Annotated in this window: 10 protein-coding genes and 1 pseudogene; 4 read left to right on the top strand and 7 right to left on the bottom strand. The window is 75.0% G+C overall.

What is annotated here, in order from left to right; translation table 11 throughout:
- From HCJ92_RS11820 to HCJ92_RS11790, 7 genes are all read right to left on the bottom strand, one after another.
- Window positions 1–1,245: FAD-dependent monooxygenase (locus tag HCJ92_RS11820; RefSeq protein WP_167933474.1), on the bottom strand; the 1,245-nt coding region annotated here is incomplete at its 3' end.
- 1 nt (window position 1,246) lies between these two features.
- Entirely contained in the window at window positions 1,247–8,467 is a 7,221-nt protein-coding gene (locus HCJ92_RS11815) for an amino acid adenylation domain-containing protein (protein ID WP_167933473.1), read from the bottom strand.
- A gap of 224 nt (window positions 8,468–8,691) precedes the next feature.
- Window positions 8,692–10,017, bottom strand: coding sequence for a beta-ketoacyl synthase N-terminal-like domain-containing protein (locus tag HCJ92_RS11810; protein WP_167933472.1), 1,326 nt, complete (start codon window positions 10,015–10,017; stop codon window positions 8,692–8,694).
- Between the two features lie 62 nt (window positions 10,018–10,079).
- Window positions 10,080–10,952, bottom strand: a complete 873-nt coding sequence (locus tag HCJ92_RS11805; protein WP_167933471.1) for an enoyl-CoA hydratase-related protein — start codon at window positions 10,950–10,952, stop codon at window positions 10,080–10,082.
- On the bottom strand, window positions 10,949–12,583 hold the full coding sequence (locus HCJ92_RS11800; RefSeq protein WP_167933470.1) for an AMP-binding protein: 1,635 nt from the start codon (window positions 12,581–12,583) through the stop codon (window positions 10,949–10,951). The genes HCJ92_RS11805 and HCJ92_RS11800 overlap by 4 nt, the downstream gene beginning before the upstream one ends.
- The gene (locus HCJ92_RS11795; RefSeq protein WP_167933469.1) at window positions 12,580–15,471 is read right to left on the bottom strand and encodes an SDR family oxidoreductase; all 2,892 of its coding nucleotides are present in this window, start codon (window positions 15,469–15,471) and stop codon (window positions 12,580–12,582) included. Before HCJ92_RS11795 ends, HCJ92_RS11800 begins: the two co-directional genes overlap by 4 nt.
- 70 nt (window positions 15,472–15,541) lie before the next feature.
- The gene (locus tag HCJ92_RS11790; RefSeq protein WP_167933468.1) at window positions 15,542–16,531 is read right to left on the bottom strand and encodes a ketoacyl-ACP synthase III; all 990 of its coding nucleotides are present in this window, start codon (window positions 16,529–16,531) and stop codon (window positions 15,542–15,544) included.
- A 530-nt stretch (window positions 16,532–17,061) separates the two neighbouring features.
- Here HCJ92_RS11790 and HCJ92_RS11785 point away from each other — a divergent pair.
- The 4 genes and pseudogenes from HCJ92_RS11785 to HCJ92_RS11770 form a co-directional block, all read left to right on the top strand.
- The gene (locus HCJ92_RS11785) at window positions 17,062–18,084 is read left to right on the top strand and encodes a 3-oxoacyl-ACP synthase III family protein (protein WP_167933467.1); all 1,023 of its coding nucleotides are present in this window, start codon (window positions 17,062–17,064) and stop codon (window positions 18,082–18,084) included.
- Window positions 18,085–18,092: 8 nt separating this feature from the next.
- Window positions 18,093–19,145 carry a ketoacyl-ACP synthase III gene (locus tag HCJ92_RS11780; protein ID WP_167933466.1) on the top strand — a complete coding sequence of 351 codons (1,053 nt, stop codon included), beginning with the start codon at window positions 18,093–18,095 and terminating at the stop codon, window positions 19,143–19,145.
- A complete protein-coding gene (locus HCJ92_RS11775; protein WP_338054136.1) occupies window positions 19,123–19,962 on the top strand; it encodes an SDR family NAD(P)-dependent oxidoreductase in 840 nt (279 codons plus the stop codon). Before HCJ92_RS11780 ends, HCJ92_RS11775 begins: the two co-directional genes overlap by 23 nt.
- Window positions 19,955–20,570 (top strand): annotated as a pseudogene (locus HCJ92_RS11770) (hypothetical protein); the annotation flags it as partial. The gene HCJ92_RS11775 and the pseudogene HCJ92_RS11770, both read left to right, overlap by 8 nt.

The following is a 20,570-nucleotide window of genomic DNA, read 5'->3' as shown; positions in this document are numbered from 1 at the left end:
GTGCCCGGGCGGCTGCCCGCACCGGTGGGGCCGCTCGGCCGCCGGAGCGGGGAGCGAAGCGCCGACGGCGTCGGGCACCCGGGCCGGCGGCAGGCCGGGGAAGACCAGCAGCGCGCGCGTCTGCTCCCGGAGGACGTCCTCGGGCGCGCGGCGCAGCCGCGCGTTGCGCAGCGCGCACGCCAACGGGCCGCCCTCCTGTTCGGACCGACTGGCCTGCCAGGAGGCGTCCACCGCGAGGCGGGTCCGCTCCCGGCGTGCCCGTTCGTAGGCGCGGAGACCGGCGGTCACGTCGGTCGCGGTGGCCACGCAGCGGGCCAGCACCGCGCTGTCCTCCACCGCCATCGCGGCGCCCTGGCCGAGGCTGGTGAGCATCGGGTGGGCGGCGTCCCCGAGCAGCGTCACCGGCCCGTCCCCCCAGGTGTCGAGGAAGGCCCGGTCGCGGGCCGGGACCGAGATGACGTCCTCCTCCGGCGTACGCCGGATCACCGAGCGGACCGGTTCGGGGAAGCGCCGGAAGAGCTCCTCGATCTCCGCCCGGCCACCCGTCCAGGAGCGCGCCGCCTCGGGCGGCCGGTTGTGGGTCGCCCACCAGTAGACCCGGCCGCCGCCGATGTCGATCAGTCCGAACCGCCGGCCGCGGTCCCAGAAGTGCCCGCAGTACCCCGTCGGGACCGCCGGGTGGCGGAACGGCACGGTGGCGAGCCAGTTGATGTATCCCGGCTCCCGGATCGGCTCCGGACCGGCGATGCGCCGCCGCACCGCGGAGTACAGGCCGTCGGCCCCGACGAGGGCGTCGCCCTCTGCGGTGGTGCCGTCGGCGAACCGCACCTCCACCCCGTCAGGGTGAGCGGTGAAGTCGCTCACCTGGGCCCCGAGGGTCACCGGGACGTCGCCGGCCGCGTCGAGCAGCGCGCGCAGCAGGTCGGCCCGGTGGATGAGGACGCTCGGCGCGCCGGTCTCCGCCGCGATGTCCGGGGTGGGCATGCGCCGCAGGAGCCGGCCGCGACGGGTGCTGATGTCGAACCGCCGCAGCTCCTGGCCGTACCGCTCCAGCCGCAGGTCCACGCCGAGTTCGCGCAGCGCGGCGGAGGCGTTGCTGAGGATGCCCAGGCCGGAACCGGCCGCCCGCAGCTCCGGAGCCCGCTCGAAGACGTGCGGTCGGGCGCCGACGTGGCGCAGGGTCACCGCCGCGGCGAGGCCACCGATGCCGGCGCCCGCCACGAGGATCTTCGGTGCGCGTGCCATTTCAGGACACCTCCCCGCCGGTCGCCGGGGCCGGGGCGCCCGTCGCTCCGGCGCCGCCGAGCAGCTCGGTGAACCACCGGCCGACCGCGGCCACGTGGGGCTCCTCCATCAGCGTCAGGTGGTCGCCGCCGACCTCGATGACGCGGACCTCGCCGCTGGTCCACTCCCGCCAGCCGTTGGCGTCGTCCCGGTACGCGGTCGAGAGCCGTTCGTGGGCGGCCCGCAGGACGTCGGGCAGCGGTTCGGTGCTGCGCAGCAGCACGACGTCGTCGTCCGCTCCCTCCGGCCGGTAGGCGAGCGTGGCCCGCCAGTGGGCGACGAAGGTGCGGTAGAGCGCGTGGACCACGTCGCTGCCCATGCCCTCGGGCAGGGCCCCGGCCCGGCGGGCGGCGCGGGTGATCCAGCGGGTCCGCTCCCGCTCGTCGGCCAGCTCCGGCGGCAGCGCCTCCATCGGCCGCTCGCCACGGTGGTGGGGGAGCAGCAGCTCCCAGAAGAACCAGGCGAGCATGATGCCCTCGTCCAACCCCTCGCGCTCGCCGGGGCGCAGCGCTATCGGGTCGATCAGGACGACCGGGGGCACCTCTTCACCCGCCTCCCGCAGTCGCCGCCCCATCTCGAAGGCGACCAGCCCCCCGAAGGACCAGCCGGAGAGCAGGTAGGGGCCGTGCGGCTGCACCCGTCGGATCTCCCGGACGTAGGCGTCGGCGATCTCGGCCATCGAGCTGTGCCCGCCGGCCTCCCCGCTGTCGCCGACCGCCTGGAGGGCGTGGACCGGCCGGTCCTGCGGCAGGTGAGGCAGCAGCCGCTGGTAGCAGACCACGCTGCCGCCGATCGGATGGACCAGGAACAGCGGAGGCTCGGAACCCCCGGCCCGCAGCGTGACCACGGGGTCCACGTGCGCCTGGTTCTCGGCCTGGCGCACCCGCACCGCCAGCTGTGCGACCGTCGGCTCCCGCACCAGGGCGGGGAGCGGTACGTCCACGCCGGTGCGCTCCTGGAGCAGGGTCACGATCCGCACGCTGTTCAGCGAGGTGCAGCCCCGGTCGAAGAGGTCCTCGTGGACACCGATCGACGGCAGCCCGAGCACCTCGGTGACCACCCCGGCCACCGACCGCTCCTCGTCGTCGGTCGGCGCCGTGGTGTCGCGGGGCGCGTCCTGTCGGCCGCGGAGCTCCAGCAGCGCCCGGTCGTCGCGTTTCCCACTGGCCGTCAGCGGCAGCCGCGGCACGCAGGTCACCGTCGCGGGTACCAGGTGGTCCGGCACCCGGGACCGGAGCGCGGAGCGCACCTGGCCCACGAACTCCTCGGGGGCCTCGCCCACCAGGAACCCGGCGAGGAAGGAACCCGAGGGGCCGCCGCCCACGACCACGGCGACGTCCCGGACCGACGGCACCTGGGCCGCGACGTTCCGCAGCTCGGCCTCGACCTCGGCCGGCTCCACCCGGTGGCCGCGGATCTTGCACTGGCGGTCGGCCCGGCCGACATACACCAGGTTCCCGTCGGGCAGGACGTGCCCGAGGTCGCCGCTGCGGTAGAGCCGCGCCCCGGGCGGGCCCCACGGGTGGGGCACGAACCGGTCGCGTGTCAGCTCGGGGTTGCCCTCGTAGCCGTCGGCCAGGCAGTCACCGCCGATGTGGACCTCGCCCAGCGCGCCCTCGGGGACCGGCCGCATCGCCTCGTCCAGCACCAGGATCTCGCAGTGCCCGGCGGGCGTGCCGATCGCCGGGAGGTCGGGCAGCAGGTCGGGCGGCCCGTCGAGCAGGGCCCGGGTCACCACGTGGGCCTCGGTGGGCCCGTAGGCGTTGATCAGCAGCGGGTCGTCCAGGTTCCGCAGCAGCGTGCGGATGGCGGGGGTGACACGCAGCTGCTCGCCGGCGCAGACGATCACACGGAGCCGGGAGGGGAACCGGTCCAGGGCCACAGCCGTCTCCGCGAGCTGGTGCAGCGCGACGTACGGCACGAAGACACGCTCCACGTCGCCCTCGTCCAGGGCCCGCAGCAGCCTCCGGCTGTCGCGACGCTCCTCGTCCCCGATGAGCCGCAGGGTGCCGCCCGCCGCGAAGGTCGTCCAGATCTCGTGGAAGGAGGCGTCGAAGGTCAGTGGAGCGAACTGGAGAGTCGTGCCGCGCACCACTCCGCCCGGATCGCCGAGCTGCCAGGTGATCAGGCGCGAGAGCGCGCCGTGCGACAGCGCCACGCCCTTGGGCCCGCCGGTCGACCCGGAGGTGAAGAGGACGAAGGCGGTGTCCTCGGCGGCCACCGCCGGCAGCGGCACGGGTTCCGACGGCGCGGCGTCCGCCGCGGGTGGCGCCACGAGCAGGGTGTGGTCCGTCAACCACGCCGGCTCGGCCCCGGCCGGGGCGATGACCGCGGTCGGCCGCGCGGTGGCGACCATTCCCGCGAGCCGGGCGGCCGGATGCCCCGGGTCGAGGGGAACGCACGCCCCACCTGCGAGGCCGATGCCGAGGACGGACGCCACCAGGTCGAAGGAACGCCCCAGCGCCACCACCACGCGGTCCCGGGGCCGGACGCCGTGCCGCAGCAGCGCGGCGGCGATCTCCCGGGCCCGCCCGTCCAGCTCGCGGTAGCTCCACCGGCCGTCGGCGGCGGAGACCGCGACGGCGTCCGGGGTGCGGTCGACCTGCCGGGCGAGGAGTTCCATGACGGTGGGCCGGTCGGACACCGGGGCGAGGGGGCGCGGCGGCTCGGTCAGGAAGCCGAACGAGGCGGTCTCGTCCGGGTGGTCGGCCAGCCGCTGCAGCACCGCCAGGTAGGTGCGGGAGTACCGCTCGACATACTCGGGGGTGAGGGTGGCGCCGTCGGCCTCGACGCGGATCTCCAGCCGGGTGCCCGCCGGGTCGAGGACCGCGTTCAGCAGCAGCGCGAAGTTGGTCTCCTCCCACGCCTCGAACGAGTCGAACGCGAAGCCCGGCACGTCGTGCAGGGCCGTGAACCCGTGGAAGTGCGTGAAGTTGAAGGCGGTCTCCAGTACCGGGCCGCCGAAGTCCTCCTGCACGGTGCTCAGCGGGACCATCCGGTGCGGGTGCCCTGCCTGTTCCTGGGCGAGGAGGTGCCGGGCGGTCTCCAGCCAGCTGCGCCCGGTGTCGTCCAGCCGGACAGCGACGGTGTTGAGGAGGAGGCCGGTCAGGGCGTCGGCGTCATGGCGCTCGGGGCGCCCGTGGGTGACCATCCCGGTCGTGACGTCGGGTCCGGTGCCGGAGTGCAGCCGCAGGGTGAGGCAGTGTGCCGCGAGCAGCAGCGACTTCAGCGGCACCCCGTGGGCGGCGGTCAGCCCGCCGAGCGCGGCGCGCAGCGCTGCGGGCACCGCCACCGTGCTGCGGATCGGACCCGGGTCGGTCCGGGCGGTGTGCGGCCGGTCGGGGAGCGGCGTCGTCGCCTGCGCCCCGCGCAGCAGCGACCGCCAGTGGTCACGTGCCTTGTCGTCCGCCTCCGCCGCCTGTTCGTCCACCACGTGCCACGCCTGGGAGGGCAGCACCTCCCGGGCGGGGGGTTCGACGGCGGCGCCCGTCGCGTGCAGGTAGTCCCGCATCAGCTCCTGGACGAGCCGGGCGACGCTCCACCCGTCGAGCAGGGCGTGGTGGAAGGCCAGGACGAGCTGCACGCCGTTGTCGGTGACGTGGGCGTGCAGGTGGTACAGGGGCGCGGAGCCCAGGTCGTACCGGTGGGTGCGGGCGCGTTCGACCTCCGCGAGCACCGAGGCGTCCTGGGCCGCCAGGTCGCCCGGTGCGGTGGGACGCAGGTCCGTGACGCCCAGGCCGCCGACGACCCGGCCATGGACGACCTGGAGCGGCCGGTCGGCGCCGACCAGGTCGAACGACGACCGCAGCGCCGGGTGGCGGCGGGTCAGTCGTTCGAAGGCGGCGCGGAACGCCGGCTCCTCCCAGCGGGTGCGGAACACGTAGCGGAAGACGTCGTGGTACATCGCGGTGCCGGGGCTCTCCATGGTGTGGTACACCATGCCGAGTTGCAGCCGCGTCATCGGGTGCGCGTCCTCCGCGTCGGGGAGCACCGCCCGGTCCTCCGGTCCCACCAGCGCGAACGGCGCGATCCCGGACGGGTCGCCGGACCCCTGCCCCGGGACGGGGCGCAGCCGGGGCGCGAGGGCCGCCACGGTCGGGAACCGCATCAGCTCCGTCAGGTCGAAGACGAGGCCGCGCCGCTCCATCAGGGCCCGGATGCGCAGCAGCTGGATGGAGTCGCCGCCCAGGGCGTAGTAGTTGGCGTGGACGTCGGCCACCGGACGTCCCAGCACCTCGCCCCACACCTCCGCGAGTTCCCGTTCGCCCGCGTCGCGGGGCGCGGTGCCCTCGGCGGGGCCGGTGCCGCTCCCCGCGGCCCGCGCGGCGGCGCGGAGGTCGGCCTTGCCGCTGGCGGTGAGGGGTATCCCGTCCAGGGTGACGAACCGGGACGGGATCAGCGGCGCGGGCAGGCGCGCCGCGCAGTGCGCGTACAGCGTCTCCGCGGCGAGCGGCGCGTCCGCGGTGGGCACGACGTAGCAGACCAGTCGGGTGCGGCCGTCCGCGTCGGGTTCGCCGGCCACCTCGGCCTGTCGCACCCCGGGGTGGTCGGCCACGACGGCGCGTACCTCGCCGGGCTCCACGCGCCAGCCGTTGATCTTCACCTGGGCGTCGGTGCGCCCCAGGTACTCGACAGTGCCGTCGGCGAGCAGCCGCGCCAGGTCCCCGGTGCGGTAGAGGCGTTCGTCGGGCTCGAACGGGTCGGGAACGAACCGCTCCGCCGTCAGCTCGGGACGGTCCAGGTACCCGCGGGCGACACCGACCCCGGCGACGCCCAACTCACCGGCGACGCCCATCGGCTGCGGCCGGCCGGCGGGGTCCAGGACGTAGACGCGGGTGTTGTCGATGGGGCGGCCGATCGGCACCGTCGCGCCGCCCGCCTCCGCCGGCGGGCAGTCGTGGTGGGTGACGTCGACGGTCGCCTCGGTCGGCCCGTAGAGGTTGACCAGCTCCGGCCCCTCCGGGCCGAGCAGCGCGTGGAAGCGCGCCACGTGGGCGGGCGGCAGCGCCTCACCGCTGCAGAACACGCGGCGCAGCGAGCCCGCCCCGGTGCGGAGGGCGGGTTCCGCCTCCAGCAGGTCGAGCCAGGGTCCCAGCATGGAGGGCACGAAGTGCAGGGTGGTGACGCCGTGGTCGGCGGCCGCGCGGTGGAGTTCCCGCGGGTCGCGCTCCCCACCGGGCGGCAGCACCACCTGGCGCGCCCCGGCGAGCAGGCTCCAGAACAGTTCCCAGACGGAGACGTCGAAGGAGAGGGGCGTCTTGTGCAGCACCACGTCGTCGGCGCGGAGGGGATACCGCCGCTGCATCCACTCCAACCGGTTGACCACCGACCGGTGTTCCACCACCACCCCCTTGGGGGTGCCGCTGGATCCGGAGGTGTGGATGACGTACGCGGCGTCTCCGGCGGTGGCCCGCTCCTCGACCGCGGGTCCCGCCGGGGCCGCCGGCACGGTCGCGAGGTCCAGTGACGGGAGCCCCCCGGGCAGCTCCGGGGCGCCGCCCCGGTGCACCACCACCGCGGGGTTCCCGTCGGCGAGCAGGAACGCCACCCGGGCGTCCGGCAGCGCCGGGTCGACCGGCAGGTGGGCCGCCCCGGCCTTCAGCACACCCACCGCGGCGGCGACGGTGTCGCCGCCGCGCCCGAGCAGCAGCGCCACTCGGTCGCCGGGGCCGACGCCGTGGGCGCGCAGCCGCTCCGCGATCGCCTCGGCCCGGCGGTCTACCTCCCGGAAGCTGAGGACCGCCGCGCCCGGTACCGCGTCGAGCAGCGCCGGGGCGTCCGGGGTCCGCGCCGCCTGTTCGGCGAGCAGGGAGTGCAGGGTACGGCCGTCGGAGAACGCCACCCGGGTGTCGTTGTGCCGCCGGACGACCTGTTCGTGCTCCTCGTCGGAGAGCATCCGCAGGCGCCGTGCCGGAGTGCGCTGCTCCTCCAGACCGGCGGCGACCAGGTTCCGCAGGTGTTCGGCGGCGCGTTCGATCGGGAGGTCCGCGTCGAAGACGTCGTCCGCGTAGTCGTAGGTGATCTCCAGGTCGCCGCCGTCGTCCCGGTGGCGGGCGTTGGCCACCAGCGCGTTGAGGTCCTGGGCGTGCAGTACCGCCGTCATCTCCCGGCGGGTGCCCGGTATCTGCTCGGTGGCCGGGAAGCGGAGCATCGAGAAGAGCGCGTCGTACATCCGGCGCGGACGGCCCCCGTCGGACTGGAGGTCCCGGAGCAGCCGCCCGAGCGGGTAGCGCTCGGCCGACTTCAGCGCGCGGGACGACACCGAGATCTGCCGGGCCACGTCCAGCAGCGTCGCGTCCGGTGCCACCCGGACCCGCAGCGGCAGCGTGTTGGCGAAGTGCCCGCCGGTGGCCAGCCGCGCGGGGGTGGTGCGGTTGAGCAGCGGCACGCCGAGGCACACCTCGTCACTGCCGTGCACCCGGGCCAGGTAGGTGGCCATGGCTGCCGCCAGGTAGGAGAACCGGGAGACACCGTGCTCGCGGACCCGCTCCAGCGTCTTGTGCTCGATGTGGAAGGCGTGCTGGCTGCTGGTGCGTGCCCCGCTGGGCGCCCGGCGCGTGAACAGCGGGGGTTCCGCACCGTCGAGGGCGGTGAGCAACAGGTCGCGGTGAGCGGCCTCCTCGGCCGGGTCCTCGCGGTACGCCGGCTCGCTCCGCAGCACCTCCAGAAAGGACGGCGCGGCGAACTCGGCGTGCCGGCCCGTGCGCAGCACGTGGGCGTAGTCGGTGAACACCTCGCCCAGGACGTTGGTCAGCGCCCAGCCGTCGGCGACCATGTGGTGCACCCGCACCACCACACTGGCGGCCTCCGGGCCCTCGGAGAGAACGGCCGCCTGCGCCATCGGGCCGCCGTCGAGCCGGAAGGGTTCCCGCACGGTGCGCTCGCACCAGGCGCGGGCCGCGGCCCGCGGGTCGGTCGCGCCGGAGAGGTCGACCAGCTCGACGGGCGGGAGGTCGGGGTCCGCCCACTGGTACGGCACCCCGCCCGTGTCGCCGAAGCGCAGGTGGTAGCAGTCGTTGCGGAGCAGGGCGCGTTCCACGCACTCCCGCAGCAGGGCGGCGTCGACCGGGCCGGTGATCCGCTCGATCATGGACTGGACGAACTGCGGGTCGTGCGGCAGGTAGGACGACGCCGTCCACAGGTCCCGCTGGTAGGCGCTGAGGGCGTGGCGTGCTGCGGTCATGGTCGGTCTTCCCCCTTGTGACGCCGGCGCGTCACCGTGCCGGCGGTGGTCGTCGGCGGCGGACCGCGTGGTCGTGCCGCGCGCACCGGTTCCCTGCCGGTGCGCGCGGACGCGGCCCGCCCCCCTCGTTGCGGTTCCCTCGGCGGCTGGCCGGTCCCCCCGGCCGGCCGGATGCTGGTTGTTCGGCCGCCGACCGGTCGTTCCCGCCGGCAGCCGGCTGCCGGTCAGCTCCCGGCGGGCCGTTCCGCGCTCAGCAGCAGTGCGCCGGCGCCGGAGCCGAGGTAGTAGTGGAGCGACAGCGCGTAGCGGATGTCGAGCGGGCGGGGCTCGTCCCCGAGCACCAGGTCGAGCTCGACGTCGACGGGCTGGTCCACCCCGGCCGTCGGGCACGCCTGGCCCCGGTCGATCATCAGCGCGGTCGCCGCCGTCCGGATGAGGCTGAGCGCGGCGTACGGGTGGCCGAAGCTGGCCTCCTGGACGGAGACCGGCAGCCCCTTCGCGTGATCGCCGAGGATCTTGCGGATGGTCGCCGCCTCGATGACCGAGAACTCGGCGTTGCTGCCGTCGGCGCCGCCCTGCACGTAGTCGATGTCCTCGGCCGCCACACCCTCGCGGTCCATGCACCAGTGCGCGGCGCGGGTCGCGGCGGTGCCCTCCATGTCGCCGCCGAGCGCGGAGCCCCCGGGCACCCGGCGGTGGGCCTGCGCGGCGAGCCGGGCGTAGGGGCGGGCGCCGCGCCGCTCGGCGTGCTCGCGGCTCTCCAGCACCAGTGTGGCGGCGCCGGACGCCAGGTTCAGTCCGGTGGTGCGGGTGTCGTAGGGACGGCTGAGCGAGTCGAAGGTGATGCCCGCCGGGAGCAGCGAGACACCTTCCTCGTCGGCACGGTCCCCGCGCTGCCGCATCGCCTCGTACCGCAGGTAGCGCTCGGGGGTCAGGTGCTCGGCACCGGTCACCACGGCGACGTCCGCGCTGCCGTCGGCGATCAGCCGGAACGCGTCGGCGATGGCGGTGAGCCCGGAGGAGCACCCCATGGAGACCGTGTGGCACGGCCCGCCCGAACCGATCAGCGACGCCTGCACGTTGGCGACGTCACCGACGGAGGTGGTCACGGCGTACCGGAGGTACAGGCTCATGGCCTCGCCGGGGCCGAGCTCCGCGCTCTCGCCCGCGGTGAACTCGTCGTAGGCGTCGAACCAGGTCTCGGTGCAGCCGCGCGCGCAGATGACGGCGGCCTCCGCGAGGTCGCCGTCGGCGTGGTCCAGCCCGGCGTCCGCGAGCGCCGTGGCGGTGGCCGACAGGGCGTAGTAGTGGATGGGGCCGAAACTCGCGTGGTGGGCGTCCGGCACCTCGGGGAAGGCGTCCCGCACCCGCTGGTGCGGGGGGTCGACGGACCCGAAGTAGTCGTCCTCGGCCCGCAGGTGGAGCTTGCCGCCGGCGATGGTGTCCCAGAACTCCTCGCGGGTGCGGGTGGGGGCGTCCTTCGGACCGGGCAGGCAGAAGCCCATGCCGGTGAGGAGGACCTCGCGGGATCGGTCGTCGGAAGTCGTCACGTGTGCCTCTCTGACGCGTGCTAACAGATGGGTGCCCCGCTGCTGCCGGGCCGGCCGCGCCGTCACGGCCGGCCGCCGGAAGGCGACGGGGCCGCGCCGGGCCCGCCGGCCCCGGTGAACCGGGGTCGGCGGCCGGCGACGTAGGCGGCGAGCCCCTCGGCGGAGTCCGGCACCTCCAGGTGGGTGCGCAGGTGGTAGGCGTCCTGCAGGCGCAGCCCTTGCGCCACCGGGACGCCCGCCGCCCGCTCCCGCAGCTCCTTGTAGAGCCCGATGGTCGCGGTGGGGCCGTCGGCCAGCCGCCCCGCGAGTCGCGCGACGGCGGCCTCGAACTCGGCCTGCTCCACCAGGTGGTCGACCAGCCCGATCCGGGCGGCCTCCTCGGCGCCGACCAGTCGGCCGCTGAGGTAGATCTCCGTGGCACGGGCCGGGCCGACGACCCGCGGCAGCATCACGGCGTTGCCGAGGTGCCCCACCTTCACCACGCAGCTGCCGATCCGGGTGCGGTCGGAGGCGATCCTGAGGTCGGCGGAGCAGAGAATCTCGGTGCCGGCGCCGGCCGCGGCACCGTCGACGGCGGCGATCACCGGCTTCGGGAGCTGGACGATCTGCTCGCAGATCCGCAGGTAGAGCAGGTCACCGGTGTGCGGGTCGACCGGGGTGTCCGGTCCGACGGCCGCCAGCGACTCGGCGCGCTCGTCGAGCTCGTCCCCGGCGCAGAACGCGCCGCCGGTCCCCGTCACCACCACGACGCGGACCTCCGGGTCGCGACCGCAGCGGCGCAGCGCGTCGAGCAGCAGCACGGCGAGGCCCCGGCTGAGGGCGTTGCGCCGCGCGGGCCGGTTGAGCCGCAGCGTCGCCACCCCGCCGTCGACGGTCTCCACCAGCTCGGGCTCCACTCCGTCGGCCGGGCCTCCGCCCGGTGCGCCGCCCGTCACGACAGCCGCTCCCGGCGGACCCGCACCCCGGCCGCCTCGCGGTCCCAGGTGTCGGCGGTCACGCCCTCGTCGCGGAGCACGAACTTGCGGACCTTGCCGGTCGGGGTGAGCGGCAGCTGCGTCAGCGTCCGCAGGTAGCGGGGCACCATGTAGTACGGCACCCGCTCCACCAGGAACTCGGTGAGCGCCACCGGGTCGACCACCGCACCGGGTGCGGGCACCACCACGGCCAGCACGTCGTCCTCGCCCTGCGGGCTCGGCACCGCCACCACGGCGGCCTCGCCCACGGCGGGGAACGCCCGTATCTCGCCCTCCAGCTCGACCGAGGAGATGTTCTCCCCGCGGCGCCTGATGGCGTCCTTGATGCGGTCGACGAAGTAGTAGTCCCCGGCGGAGTCGCGCCGGAACGCGTCCCCGGTGTGGAACCAGCCGTGGCGCCAGGTGGTGGCGGTCGCCTCGGGCATCGCGTGGTAGCCGTGCGACATCCCCCACGGCTCGGTGCGCAGCACGAGCTCCCCGACCTCGCCCTCGGCGACCTCCTGGTCGTGGGAGTCGACGATCCGCGCCTCGACGCCGGGCCGCAGCCGCCCGCAGCTGCGGGTGTTGGCCGGGTTGGCGGGGGAGATGATCGGGGTCGACGTCTCCGTGCTGTTGTAGACGGTGTGCACCGCGACGCCGAACCGCTCCGCGAACCCGGCGACGTCGTCGGGGAGCGGGACGCACAGCACCGTCCGCAGCGGGTGGTCCCGGTCCTGCGGTCCGGGCGGCTGCTGGGTGAGGAACGGCATCATGACCGACAGCAGCGTGCAGACGGTGACCCCGTTGTCGCGGACCACCCCCCAGAACTCCTCCGTGCTGAACCCCTGCACGACGGCGACGGAACCGCCGAGGCTGAGCATCGCGACCGCGGCCAGCGTGCCGCCGGCGTGGAACAGCGGCAGGTTCAGCAGGTACCGGTCGTCGTGGTCCAGGATGCCGTCGAGCCCGGCGGTGGCCGAGGCGTGCGAGGCGGCGTAGGAGATCATGGCGCCCTTGGAGGCGCCGGTGGTCCCCGAGGTCAGCAGGATCGACTGGGTGTCCCAGGGCTGCACCTCCGCCGGGACGTAGGACGCGGTCTCGGCGGAGGACCGCGACAGCACCCCCGCGCCGTGCACCCGCACCGGGAGCTCGGCCGCCGGCGCATCGCCGCGCACCACCACCACGTGCTCCACCGCCGCGAGGTCCACCCGCTCCAGACGGTCGGCGAGTTCGGCGTGCACCACCAGCACCCGGGCGCCCGACAGCCGCAGCGCGTGCGCCAGCAGGCTCCCGCGGTAGGCGGTGTTCATCGGGACGTGCACCCCGCCGTTGAGGTTGGTGCCGAACCAGACGGCCAGCGCCTCCGGCCCGTTGGGCAGCCATGACGCGACGGCGTCGCCCGGCACCACACCCAGCTCACGCAGGCCGACCGCCGCGGACCGGGCATGGTCCCAGGCGTCGCGGTAGCTCCAGGAGGCGCCGTCGGCGAAACGGGCGAAGGCGCGGTCCGGGTGCGCCTGCGCGCGCCGCTCCAGGACGCGGCCGATCACGCACTCCTCGGCCGGCGGCACACCGCGCCGCCGGGCGGGGGCGGTCATCAGGGTCTCGGTCATCGGATCTGCTCCTCGCTGCCGGCAGCGGCACGTGGGCGGTTCAGTTCGGGCAGGCAGCCCAGGCTCCCGCCGCCGTCGATCACGAGGGCGGCGCCCGACAGGCGGGCGGAGGCGGGGGCGGCCAGGAAGCACAGCAGCTCGGCGACCTCCTGGGGCTCACCGAGCCGCCCCTGCGGTACCTGCGACAGCAGACTCGCCATGAAGGCCTCGCTGTTGGGGACCGCCGCCTCCATCGGTGTGCGGATCATGCCCGGCAGCACCGTGTTGGCGCGGACGCCCCACCGGGCGCCGGTGGTGGCGAGCATGCGGGTGTGCTGGAGCATCGCGGCCTTGCTGGCCCCGTACGCCTGGGTGCGGGGGACCGGCGCCGCCAGCGCGCTGACCGAGCCGACCGCGACGACCACACCCGGGTGGCGACGCGGTACCCACTCGCCCAGCAGGGCGTCGGTCGTCGCCGCGTAGGAGAGCACGTTGACGGCGAAGCTCCGCGCCCGCACGGCGCTGTTGTCGCCGCGCTCGTCGAAGTCGAGGATCCCGGCCGAGTACACCAGCCCGTCCACGCGGCCGGCCAGCCGGACCGCCTCGGCGACCATCGCCGGCACGCACTCGGGGTCGCCCAGGTCGGCGGGGAGGACGTGGGCGGCGCCGCCGGCGGCGACCACCTCCGCCGCCGCCGCGGCCAGCGCGTCGGCGCGCCGCCCGACCAGGACGAGTTCCGCACCGCGGCGGGCGGCCTCCACCGCGAAGGCCCGGCCGATACCGCTGCTGGCCCCGGTCACCAGCAGCACGGTGCCGGACAGGTCGAAGGGGTCGCCCGGCGCCGGCTCCGGGTGGGCGGGGGAGGGCTCGGCGAGCCAGGCCGGTGTCGGCGGGACCAGCATCGCCTCGACCCCGCCGTCCAGGGTCAGCACCTGGCCCAGCATGTGGGCGCTGTGCTCCGTGGCCAGCAGCCGCACCATGTTGACGAGGTCGTCGACGCGGGTGGGCCGCCGCACCAGCAGGTGCTGCATCAGTTCCGCCTCGCGGCCCTCGGCCAGCCGGTGGCCCAGGAACGGCGCGTACCCGGTGGTCACGGTGTTGGCCACGACGCCGCGGCCCGCCAGCCGGTGGGCCTGCTCCTGCCACCACCAGCGGTCGGCCGCGCGGCGTGCCGCCGCGTCGGGGTCGGCCCCGGGCTCCATCAGCTGCGCGCCGTCGGTCACCAGCACCGCCCGGCCCGCGCCCCGGTCGGCCATGGCCGTCAGAGTCGCCAGCACGCGGTCCCGGTCCAGGCCCGCGCCGGGCTCCGCGCCGTAGGTCTCGTTCCCGATGTGCGCCACCACGTAGAGGTCGGGCACCTCGGCGGTGTCCGGGGCCCGCAGCCCCAGCGGCGTCAGCCCGGCCACCAGGTCGGCGACGCCGGGGCGGTCCGCGCCCTCCACCGCCATGACCTCGCCGACGGGTCGGGCCGGCCAGACCGGGGTCACGCCCGGCACCGAGGCGCGGGGGTCGACCGGAGGCGTCGCGGCGAGCGCCGCGGTGGGGCCGGCAGTGCCGCCGACGGCCGGCTCCTCGTCCTCGCGGGCGAGGAGGATCGCGCTCGCGCCCGTCCCGACGTGGTAGTTGAACGACAGCGCGAACGGCAGGTCGTGAGGGGCCGTCCGGTGCCCGGGGACGGGGTCGAAGACGCACTCCTCCGCGGGCTGCTCGCAGCCGGCGGTGGGGCAGACCTGCCCGGAGGCCATCATCAGCCCGGTCGCCGCCACGCCCATCAGGCCCAGCGCCGAACCCACATGGCCGAAGGACGCCTCCTGCACGCTGACCGGCAGCCCGTGGGCGCGGTCGCCGAGCAGCCTGCTCAGCGCCGCCGACTCGATGGTGTGGAAGATCGGGTTGCCCTCGGCGCCGCCGTTGACGTAGCGGACGTCCTGCGGGTCCACCCCGCCCATCCGCAGCACGCGCCGCGCCGCCCGCTCCACGGCCTGCCCGCTGTCGTCCGCGGCCATCGCGCTGCCGCCTGCGACCCGGCCGTGGACCTGCCCCAGGACCCGCACGTGGGACCGTGCGCCGCGGGCGCGGGCGTGCTCGCGGCTCTCCAGGATCAGCGTCGTGGCGCCGTTGGCCATGTTGGACGCCCGGGCGCGGCTGTCGTACGGCCGCATCGGCGAGTCCAGCGTCATCGACGCCGGCAGCACCGGCCGCCCGGCCCGCTCGGCCTGCTCCACCCGGTCCCGCAGCGCCTGGAACCGCAGGATGCGGTCCAGGTTGAAGTAGTCGACACCGGTGACCACCGCGATGTCGACGACACCGCCGGTGATGAGCCGGTGCGCGTCACCGAGCGCCACCGCGGAGGAGGCACAGCCGCTGGAGACCGTGTGGCAGGGGCCGCCCGCGCCGAGCAGCGCGGCCTGGACGTACGCCAGGTCGGTGGTCCCGCCGGCGATCGCCAGCCGGGTGAACAGCGCCCGGCCGCGCTCGGGGTCGGGCTCCTCCGACTCGCTGCGCACGAAGTCCTCGTACACGTCGAACCAGCTGTCGCTGGTGGCGCGCGCGGTGATGACGGCAGCCTCGGCCAGTTCGCCGTTCTCCCGGCCGAGACCGGCGTCGCGCAACGCCATCGAGGTGGCCGCCAGCCCGTAGTGGTGCACGGCGGCGTAGTTGGCCAGGTGCCGGTCGGGCACCTCGGGGAACGACTCCGCGACGAACTCCTCGGGAGGCGTGACCGAACCGAACCACACGCCCTCCTGCCCGAGGTGCACGGCGCCGGTGGAGATGGTGGACCAGAAGTCGGCCCGGTCCAGGGTCTGGCGGCCGTCGGGCCCCGGGAGGCAGAATCCCATCCCGGTGACCAGGACCTCGCGCGTCCCCGCGCCGGGGTCCGCCTGCCGCGCGGTGGGGCTTGCCGTCACTGTCGTGCCTTCCTGTGGTGACTCGTGGTGGGCCGCGCGTCGGCGGCCGGGCAGGGCGACGGGCGCGGCGTCAGAAGCGCAGCAGCAGCCCGCCGGAGAAGAACCCGCCGGCGACGACCGGGGTGAGGACCGTGTCCCCGGCGGAGAAGTGGGCCTTGGACTGGAACTCGGAGAGCACCGTGGGAACGCACGCGCTCGACAGGTGGCCCCGGTACTCGAAGTTGGTGACGAGCTTGTCGGTGGGCACCCCGGTGCGGCTGAGGATGCCGTCGATGATGGGCCGCGTCGCGGCGTGCGGCACCAGCCACGTCACGTCGGCGAGCGTCAGGGCGTTCCGCTCCAGCAGCTCCGACACGATCGAGCTGATGTGCGCCGCTGCCTGCTCCACCAGCTCCGGCTTGCTCTTGACCCAGCCGTGCGGCGGGGTCGCCGTGGTGAGGTCGACGAGGGTCCCGTCGACGTGCGTCACCGAGTCCAGCAGCTGGGCCCGGTACTCGCCGCCCCGGGTGATGACGGCCGCGCCGGAACCGTCGCCGGCCACCGCCTCCGCCTTGGAACCGGGGCGGACCCGGCGGGAGAACTGCTCGGCCGAGACCACCAGCGCCTTGCTGTGGTGGGTCGGGGCGCACAGGTACGCGGCGGCCGTCTGGCAGCCCAGGACGAACCCGGAGCAGCCCGCCGCCAGGTCGAACGCCATGGCACGGTGGGCGCCGAGTTCGGTGGCGACCAGCGGCGCCAGCTCCGGACGGAACACGTGCTCCGTCCAGTTGGTGAGGATCACCAGGTCGAGCTCGGCCGGGTCCACCCCGGAGTCCTCGACGGCCTGCCGAGCGGCGGCGACGGCCAGCGACAGCAGCGTCTCGTCCTCGGCCGACTTGTGCCGGGAGCGGACGCCCACCTGCCCCAGCACCGCCTCGTCGATCCGGTTGCCGACGACCTCCGACTCGGGGTCGTTGTGCACGACCTCCCGGGGGAAGTGGTGGCCGAAACCGGCGATGCCGATGTCGTGGTCCTGCCAGCTCGCTCCCGCTGCGACAGGGTTGATGGTCTGCTGCGACATGAAAGGTGTGTCCTCCCTGGCTGTGTGAGCCTCTCCCGTGCGGGGCAGGACCGCGTCGACGGTGTCGGACCACCGGACGCGCCGCCCCCGCCCCCTGCACGGCTCGGCACCCCCGCCACGCTAGGGAGCCCGGAGGCTGAGCAGAGCCCCCCACCGGTACCGACCTGACCGGCGGTTTGGTACGGAAGGTAACCCCCGGCCCGGCGGTGGCCGCCCGGCCGGTATCGGCGGTACCGGGCCCGCCGCCAGCCGGTACCCGGAGGAGGATGACCGGCCCCGCGAGGCTGCCTAGGGTCGGTGACGCAACGTCGACGGCCGGGCCCCGCCACGCGGTGGGGAGGGCAGCGCACCGGTCGAGGGGCGGGAGCCGGCGCGTCACCGCGAGCCCCCGCCCGTCCCGTCCCGCTGCCGGGCCGCGCGAGCGGCCGGCCGGGGCCGTCGCCCCGCACACCGCACCGCAGACCACAGCGCGGGCCGCCCCGAACCGCGGGTGAGCCGCCCGAGGAACTCTTTCAGAAGGGTGCCGTTCCATGTCCGTCACGCACCGCGCCACCGACGCGCCACCGATCACGGCGGCCCCCGTGACCCTGAGCGGCGTGGGCCACTACTTCCCCGGTGAGCCCCTCACCAACGCCTACTTCGAGGGGCTGGAGGATCTGGACGTCACCGACGAGTGGATCCGCCGCCACACCGGGGTCCAGTCCCGCCACTGGCCCGAGGACGAGAACGAGCGCCACGTCGAGATGGGCCGCGAGGCCGCACTGCGCGCACTGGACGACGCCGGCCTCACCCCCGACGACGTCGACGTGCTCATCGGCACCACCGCGACCGCCCGGCCCCGCACCAACCGCTCCTCGGCCGGCAACCGCTACATGGACATCTCGCTGCCGCTCCAGCACGAACTGGGCGTCAAGCAGGCCGTCTGCTTCGACGTCACCGCCGTCGCCTGCGCCGGGTTCCTCTACGGCAGCGTCGTCGCCCGCTCCCTCCTGGGCAGCCTCGGCGTGCGCAACGCCCTGGTGGTCTGCGCCGAACGCCCCCAGGACATCCTCAACACCCGGTTCCGCAACTCGGTGCTCTTCGGCGCCGGCGCGGGCGCCGCGGTGTGGACCCGCGACGACGACCGGCCCGAGAGCGGCCTCATCGACGCGGTGCTGCGCTCCGACGGCGAGCACTACGGCGCCTTCGACATCGACGACAACGACCGCATGGTGATGAAGGGCAAGCTCGTCGGCGAGCTCGGCCCCGACCTGCTGACCGACGCCGCCACCCGCATTCTGGAACGCAACGGGCTGACCTCGCAGGACGTCCGCTGGATCATCCCGCACCAGGGCAACCTCAACATGATCCAGGAGGTCGCCAAGCGCCTCGACGCCCCCGAGGACAAGGTCCTGCTGAACCTGCCGCACCGCGGCAACACCTCCAGCGTGGGCGTCCCCAGCTGCCTGTCCGAGCACATCGCCTCCGGAGTGGTGGAGCCCGGCGACCTCATCCTGTCCATCAGCATCGGCCGCGGCTTCAGCTGGGGCGCGATGCTGTACCGGTACCAGTGAGCGACGAGATGACCGACACCGCACACACCGCGGGCGCCACGCCCCCCGCCCCGGCGACCGGGGAGCCCACCCCGCGCGTCGCGATCTCCCGGACCACCCGCGCCGAACCCGCCTGGCAGGGCAGCGGCGTCGGATTCACCGGTCTCGGGCACTACTTCCCCCGCACCCTCGTCGACAACTCCGCCGGGTCGGAGGCGACCACCAACTCCCTGGAGGACAAGCTCCTGGGGGACCTGGGCGTCCTCACCCGCTACCGCAGCGACGAGGAGGAGACGGTCCAGTACATGGCCGTCCGCGCCGCCGAACGCGCCCTGGCCGACGCGGGGCTGACACCGGCCGACATCGACCTCGTCATCCTGAGCAACTGGACCGACCGCCTCTACGGCCCCGAGATCGCCCCCCGCATCGCCAGCGACCTCGGCATGTCCGGCGTCCTCGCCTTCGACGTCTGCGCCGGGTGCGCGGGCTTCGTCATGGGGGTGCAGACCGCCGCCCTCCACCTCACCGGGCCCATGGGCATCCGCCGCGCCCTGGTCATCTCCTCGGAGCGGTTCAGCCGCCGGGTCCGCCCCGGCTCCAAGGGTGAGCTGGTCACCGGTGACGCCGCCGGCGCCGCCGTCGTGGAGATCAGCGACGCCGAGGGCCGCGGCCTGATCGACTCCCAGCTCAGCACCGACGGCACCCGCCACCACCTCACCGGGGCGTACCCGCCCAACGGCTGGGTGCGCAGCTCGCCGGAGCTCATCGAGGAGGCCATCGCCCACGCCACGACCGTGACGCGGGAGATCCTGGACCGCAACGGCCTGACCGTCGCCGACCTCGACTGGTTCGTCCCGCACTCCGGGACCAGCCCCATCATGGACGGCATCCAGAAGGAACTCGGCCTCGCGCCCGAGCGGTTCGCCAGCAACTTCCGGATCAGGGGCAACCTCTCCAGCGCCTCGATCCCCACCGTGCTCTCGGAGTTCACCGCCGACGGGCAGATCACACCGGGCAACCTGGTCCTCGCCCCCGCGGTCGGCGGGGGGTGGTTCTACGGTGCGCTCCTCTTCCGCGCCTGACCCCGCCGCCGGCGCCCGGTCCGAGCCGCCGCGCGACGAGCCGCGCCGCGCCCTGGTCACCGGCGGCAGTCGCGGCCTGGGCCTCGGCGTGGCGATGCGCCTCGCCGAGGCCGGCTACCGCACCACCGTTGCCGCGCGCACCCCCGAGGGGCTCGCCGAGGCGGTGGCGCGCGCCCACGAGGCCGGCCTGGAACTCCACCCGCAACAGGTCGACGTCACCGACGAGGACTCCGTCCGCGACCTGTTCGCACGGGTCACCGCCGACGGCCCGCTCCACGTCTGCGTCAACAACGCCGGGGCCAACTCCTCGCGTCTGCTGGTCAAACCGGCACGCGGCGACCGCCCGCTCCAGCGCTACCCGCTGGCCGACTGGGAGAACACGCTGCGGCTCTGCCTGACCGGTGTGTTCCTCACCGGCCGGGAGGCGGCGGCTGCCATGGTCGAGGCCGGGGTGCCCGGCGTCATCGTGCAGATCTCCTCCGCCGCCCGCGGCGGCGCCTACGGCCAGTCCGGCTACAGCGCCGCCAAGAGCGGTGTCGACGCCCTCACCCGCACCTGGGCGCTGGAACTGGCCGGCCACGGCATCCGGGTCGTCGGCGTCGCCCCCGGGGTGATCAGCAGCGAGGCGCTGCACCACCACTGCGAGCGGGACCCCCGCCACGCCGAGTACATGGAGCGGCTGCGCGAGCGCATCCCGGCCCGCCGCTGGGCCGAGGTGCGGGAGATCGCCGACGCGGTGCTCTTCGCCGCCGAGAACAGCTATCTGACAGGTACAACACTGGAGGTGGACGGTGGGGGTCTCCCCGACCGTGTCTGACCAGCCCCACGGGGGCGGACGCGCACGTTTGTACGGGTCGGCACCGCCGCTGGCCGAGGCACTGCGGAACGCCGGTTTCACCGTCTTGGAGGGCGACGGACCGGCGGAGCTGCACTGCGTCCCGCTGCTCGGCGAGGTCGCGGGCACCGTCCCGGCGATCCCGCGTGAGCGGCTGCTGGCGGCGCTGGAGGCGGCACGCCGCGACGGCGCCGAACGGTTCGTGCTGGTCACCGACGCCGCGCCGTTCGTGCAGCCGGAGGCCGACCCCGACCGGGCCGCCGCCCTCGCGGGCGACACCGCCTGGTGGCGGTGGCTCGCGGCCCGCGCGGCGACCCGGGGGGTTCCCGTCAACTCCGTCAGGGTCGGCCACGCGCCGTTCCTCGGCCACCGGCTGGAGGCGGACGCCGCCGAGGCGATCTCCCGCCACCAGCTGGTCCGCAGGCCTGCCGAGCCCGCCGACCTGGTGGCCGCGCTGCGGCTGCTGAGCGGCGTCGGCGGCGGCTACCTCGCGGGGGAGACCGTGCCGCTGGACGGCGGACTGGACGCGGTGTACATCCCGCCGGTCCTCGCGGGCGGCGGGGCCCCGCCCACCGCCCCGGCCGGCACGC

The organism is Streptomyces spiramenti, from assembly GCF_012034385.1.
GTDB lineage: Bacteria > Actinomycetota > Actinomycetes > Streptomycetales > Streptomycetaceae > Streptomyces > Streptomyces spiramenti.
Note: the sequence above shows the minus strand (reverse complement) of the source record. Positions and strands in the feature narration are given on the sequence as shown.

Excerpts from the sequence above, each read along its gene's own strand:
- HCJ92_RS11815 (WP_167933473.1), bottom strand. The coding sequence starts at position 8,467 with ATGACCGCAGCACGCCACGCCCTCAGCGCCTACCAGCGGGACCTGTGG.
- HCJ92_RS11800 (WP_167933470.1), bottom strand. The coding sequence starts at position 12,583 with ATGACCGAGACCCTGATGACCGCCCCCGCCCGGCGGCGCGGTGTGCCG.
- HCJ92_RS11785 (WP_167933467.1), top strand. The coding sequence starts at position 17,062 with ATGTCCGTCACGCACCGCGCCACCGACGCGCCACCGATCACGGCGGCC.
- HCJ92_RS11790 (WP_167933468.1), bottom strand. The coding sequence starts at position 16,531 with ATGTCGCAGCAGACCATCAACCCTGTCGCAGCGGGAGCGAGCTGGCAG.
- HCJ92_RS11780 (WP_167933466.1), top strand. The coding sequence starts at position 18,093 with ATGACCGACACCGCACACACCGCGGGCGCCACGCCCCCCGCCCCGGCG.